The sequence below is a fragment of the Rhizobacter sp. P3_B12 genome, assembly GCF_056402895.1.
In genome coordinates this window covers 1-1,962 of record NZ_JBFUGN010001083.1, presented here as the reverse complement: position 1 = coordinate 1,962, position 1,962 = coordinate 1, and the positions used below count along the sequence as shown (strand labels likewise).

At 68.9% G+C, this 1,962-nt stretch carries 1 protein-coding gene and 1 pseudogene; both read left to right on the top strand.

The window, feature by feature from the left end:
• On the top strand, window positions 1–1,658 hold a 1,658-nt coding region (locus AC1D01_RS32370), incomplete at its 5' end, for an ABC transporter substrate-binding protein (protein WP_477873600.1).
• Window positions 1,659–1,677: 19 nt separating this feature from the next.
• Window positions 1,678–1,962 (top strand): annotated as a pseudogene (locus AC1D01_RS32365) (ABC transporter substrate-binding protein); the annotation flags it as partial.

Sequence of the window (1,962 nt, the reverse complement as noted above, 5' to 3'; positions counted from 1 at the left end):
ACCTGTACTCGCGCTACGTCACTGTGCACCTGTTCGAAGCGCTGGTCCGCTACGACTACCTGGCCCGCCCGTTCAAGGTGCGGCCGGAGGCGGCGGCCGCGATGCCCGAGGTGTCGGAGGATTTCCGCACCTACACCTTCCGCATCCGCCCGGGCGTCTACTTCCAGGACGACCCTGCCTTCAAGGGCCAGCGTCGCGAACTGGTCGCGCAGGATTTCGCGTATGCGATCAAGCGCTTCTTCGACCCGGCCAACGCGAGCCCGTCCTACTCCGACATGAACGACCAGGGCTTCGTCGGCCTGGACGAGCTGCGCCAGCAGGCGATCGCGAAGAAGACGCCGTTCGACTACGACAAGCCGGTCGAAGGCCTGCGCGCGCTCGACCGCTACACGCTGCAGGTCAAGCTGAAGAGCCCGCGCCCGCGCCTGCTCTACACGCTGGCCGACAGCAGCCTGTACGGCGCGGTCGCGCGCGAGGTGGTGGAGCACTACGGCAGCGAGATCTCCGCGCACCCGGTGGGCACCGGGCCGTTCCGGCTCGCGTCATGGCGGCGCAGCTCGCAGATCGTGCTGGAGCGCAACCCCGGCTACCACGAAGCCTTCTACGATGCCGAGCCGAATGCCGACGACGCCGAGGGCCAGGCGCTGCTGCAGCGCTTCAAGGGCCGGCGGCTGCCGATGATCGACCGGGTCGAGTTGTCGATCATCGAGGAGAGCCAGCCGCGCTGGCTGGCCTTCCTGAACCGCGAGATCGACCTGATCTCGGTGCCGCTGGAGTTCGCGAACCAGGCCGCGCCGAACGGCAAGCTGGCGCCGAACCTGGCGAAACGCGGCATCAAGATGCAGCGCGTCGTCAACCCCGACCGCACGCTGTACTACTTCAACATGGAGGACCCGGTCGTCGGCGGCTACACGCCCGAGAAGGTCGCGCTGCGCCGCGCGATCCGGCTGGCCACCGACGTGCCGCGCGAGATCTCCGGCGTGCGCCGCGGCCAGGCGATCCCGGCGCAAAGCATGGTGGCGCCCGCCACCTTCGGCTACGACCCGAACTACAAGACCGAGAACAGCGACTACAACGTGCCGCGCGCGAAGGCGCTGCTCGACATGTACGGCTACGTCGACCGCAACGGCGACGGCTGGCGCGAGTTGCCCGACGGCAGCCCGCTGGTGATCCAGTACGCCACCTCGCCGGACAGCCTGTCGCGCCAGTTCGACGAGCTGTGGAAGAAGAACATGGACGCGGTCGGCCTGCGCATCGAGATCAAGCCCGCACAGTGGCCGGAGAACCTGAAGGCGGCGCGCGCCGGCCAGCTGATGGTCTGGCAGCTCGGCTACACCGCGTCGACGCCCGACGTGCAGGACGCGATGCAGTTGCTGTACGGCCCGGCCTCCGGCGGGCAGAACCTCGGGCGCTTCAAGAACGCGCGCTTCGACGAGATCTACGATCGCATGCAGAGCATCGGCGACGGCCCGGAGCGGCTGGCGCTGCTCGACGAGGCCAACCGCATCGCGACGGCGCTCGCGCCGCACAAGTACAACGTGCACCGCATCGTGACCGACCTGACGCAGCCGTGGGTGATCGGGTACCGGCGCCCGTTCTTCGTCAGCCGCTTCTGGCAATACCTGGACATTGACGACAGCCTGCGGGGCGCCCGCTGAACGGCGCGGCGCAGCAGGCATGACGCTGACGCGCCGCACCTGGCTTGCCGCCTCGGCGGCGCTGTCGTGCGGCGCACCGGGCCTGGCCGACGCCACCGGCGGCACGCTGCGGCTGGCCTTCAGCGTGGCCGAGACCGGCTTCGATCCGTGCCAGATCTCGGACGTCAATTCGGCGCAGGTGGCGAGCGCGATCTTCGAGCCACCGCTCACCTACGACTACCTCGCGCGCCCGGTGAAGCTGCGCCCGAACACCGCCGTCGCGCTGCCCGAGATCAGCGACGACTTCAAGACCTTCACGTTCCGC